Origin of the sequence: Phenylobacterium sp. (assembly GCF_035276905.1) — a bacterium.
Taxonomy (GTDB): Bacteria; Pseudomonadota; Alphaproteobacteria; order Caulobacterales; family Caulobacteraceae; genus Phenylobacterium.
In genome coordinates, this window is record NZ_DATELG010000184.1 from 1 (window position 1) to 2,624 (window position 2,624).

Genomic DNA, 2,624 nt, shown 5'->3' on the forward strand with positions numbered 1-2,624 from the left:
GCAGGCGGGCGGGAATGGCGGCGGCGGCGTCCTGCACCCACCAGCCGCCCTCGGCGAAGCCCGGCCAGGCGGCGACGTCGCCGCGCCGGCTGGTCCGGACTGTGCCGCCCGGCAGCGCTTGGCCGTCGACGGCGGCCGCGAGCGCGGACGCCTGGGTGGGATCATTCAGGGAAAGATCGGTCGCCGGCTCCTCGGCGATCAGGCCGGCGATCGCGCGGGCGGCTTCGCCGCCGAACGCGGCCTGCCAGCGGGCGTAGAGCCACGGCGGGGCGAGCCGTTCGGGGTCGCCGAGGTCCGGCGGCTCCCGGGTAAGACCCCTCAGCACCGCATTGACGAGACCCTTGAAGGCCTGGCTCTGCCGGTTCGCCTGGGCCAGGTCGACGGCGCTGGAGACCCCCGCGTGCGCCGGCGTGCCGAGCACGAAGAGCTGGGCCGCGCCAAGCCGCAGGATCTGCACCACCCGGTCCGGCGGCGGCTTCTTCACGCGCTGTTGCAGCGCCTGGTCGATCGGCCCCAGCCGGCGCAGCGTCGCCATGACCAGGGCGCGGGCGAACGCCCGGTCGCGCGGCGGAAGCGCCGCGAGCGCAGGATGGCTCAGCCCCTCCTCCAGGCCGGCGCGCCGCGACAGGGCTGCGGTCAAGAGGTCGAGGGCGGCGGCGCGGGCGGGCAGGCCCGCGGCCTCGTTGGGTTCGATCTGGCTCACCGGCGCCCGCGTGCCCCTTCAAGGCCGCCGGCGCAAGGACTTTAGGCGATCGCGGCGGGCGCGCGGCGCCAGGTCGACACGATCGCGACGGCGAAGACCAGCATCCCGGCGACGGTGATCCCCTCGCCGACGGCCATCACCCAGACGACCGCCCGATCGCCTTCGAGCAACATGGCGAGCATCGGCAGCGTGACCAGATTGCCGAGGTTGGAAACGCCGAAATTCACCCAGGCCAGCCGCGTCGGCGCCAGGTCGCCGGCCAGGCCGTAGAAGGCGCCCATCAAGGCCAGGCTCGCCCAGCCCAGCGAATTGATGTGCGCGTGCACCGGCGCCAGCGTGTGGTCGCCCGACGCTCCCATCACCACGCCGAGCACCATGCCGGTGAGCGCGTAGAGCACCGCCGCGCCGAAGAAGGCCACGGAAATCCTCGACATCCGATATTCCCCCAACACTACTGTCGAAAAATGAGAACAGTGTTCGCATCCCATGGCAACGCTGGCTTTTGCCCCGGCGGCGACATAGATGGACCAGATGGACGACGCCCCACCCAACGCCGCGCCCGGCAGGGACTTGACGCCCGCCGCGCGGCGCGCGCTCGAAGAGGCTGAAGCCCGCCGGCAGGCCGAAGCCGCCGGGGGCCAGGCGTCCGGTGAGGAGGGCGGTCCCCGCGGCCCCGAACCCACCCGCTTCGGCGACTGGGAGCGCAAGGGCATCGCCGTCGATTTTTGACCGCTTTAATGTCCGATAACCGCCAGCGGCCGGCCGGTGCGGACACTATCTTGCGGGTCATGACCCAATTCACCCTGTTCGAAACCTCGCTGGGGTGGGCGGCCGTCGGTTGGAACGGGGCCGGCCTCGCCACCGTCCGTCTGCCGCAGTCCGAGCGCGGCCATGTGCTGGCGTCACTTCGACGGCGCCTGCCCAACGCTGAGGAAGCCGAGCCGCCGCCGGCGATCGCAGCGCTGATCGACGACGTCCGCGACCTGTTGGCGGGCGGCTCGCCGGACTTCGCCGCGGCGCCGCTGGACCTGTCACGGACACCGGAGTTCCACGCCCGGGTCTATGAGGTGGCGCGCACGATCCCGCCTGGCGAGACCCTGACCTATGGCGAGGTCGCCGAGCGCCTCGGCGACAAGCGGCTGGCCCGCGAGGTCGGCCGGGCGCTCGGCAAGAACCCCTGGCCGATCGTCGTCCCCTGCCACCGCGTGACGGCCGCCGGCGGCAAGCTCGGCGGCTTCTCCGCTCCCGGCGGCGCGGCGACCAAGCTGAAGCTGCTGGCGATCGAAGGCGCCCAGGCCGCGGCGCAGGCCGATCTGTTCGCCTAGCTTCCCTCCCCATCAAAGCAGGGACATCACCCCCGCGTCAGGCGCCGGCAGATCTCGTCCAGCTGCTCGAGGCTGGCGTAGCGGATCCTCAACTCGCCTGCGCCGCCACGGTCGGAGATGTCGACGGTCATGCCGAGCGCATCCTCGAGATCGGATTCCAGGGCGGCGGTATCGGCGTCCTTGACGTTGCGCCGCGGGCCGGACGCCTTCTTCGGGCCGGCGGCCTTGGCGCGGACCAGGGCCTCGGTGTCGCGGACCGACAGGCCCTTTGAGACCACCTGGTCGGCCACCGTCTCCTGGTCGTCACAGGCGAGGATGGCGCGGGCGTGGCCCGCGGACAGACGTCCCTGCAGCACGTGCTCCTGCACCGGGACCGGCAGCTGCAGCAGGCGAAGCGTGTTGGCCAGGTGGCTGCGGCTCTTGCCGACCGCCTTCGACGCCTGCTCCTGGGTGTAGCCCATGCGCGCCATCAGGTTCTCGTAGGCGCGCGCCTCCTCCATGGCGTTGAGGTCTTCGCGCTGGACGTTCTCGACGATCGCGATCTCGTAGGCGCGGTCGTCGGCGAACTCGCGCACCAGGGCCGGGATGGCGGCCAA

5 protein-coding genes are annotated in these 2,624 nt (G+C 72.1%); 2 read left to right on the forward strand and 3 right to left on the reverse strand.

Features of this window, described 5'->3' with window-relative positions:
- Positions 1–703 (reverse strand): transcription antitermination factor NusB (locus tag VJS38_RS08400; protein ID WP_324087702.1); only part of this gene is annotated, 703 nt, incomplete at its 3' end.
- 41 nt (positions 704–744) lie between these two features.
- Positions 745–1,137, reverse strand: a complete 393-nt coding sequence (locus VJS38_RS08405) for a hypothetical protein (protein WP_324087703.1) — start codon at positions 1,135–1,137, stop codon at positions 745–747.
- A gap of 88 nt (positions 1,138–1,225) precedes the next feature.
- Here VJS38_RS08405 and VJS38_RS08410 point away from each other — a divergent pair, with 88 nt between their 5' ends.
- A complete protein-coding gene (locus tag VJS38_RS08410; RefSeq protein WP_324087704.1) occupies positions 1,226–1,432 on the forward strand; it encodes a DUF1674 domain-containing protein in 207 nt (68 codons plus the stop codon).
- A gap of 59 nt (positions 1,433–1,491) precedes the next feature.
- Positions 1,492–2,028, forward strand: coding sequence for a methylated-DNA--[protein]-cysteine S-methyltransferase (locus VJS38_RS08415; protein ID WP_324087705.1), 537 nt, complete (start codon positions 1,492–1,494; stop codon positions 2,026–2,028).
- Between the two features lie 26 nt (positions 2,029–2,054).
- Here VJS38_RS08415 and VJS38_RS08420 read toward each other — a convergent pair.
- The coding region (locus VJS38_RS08420; RefSeq protein WP_324087706.1) for a ParB/RepB/Spo0J family partition protein at positions 2,055–2,624 on the reverse strand (570 nt) is incomplete at its 5' end.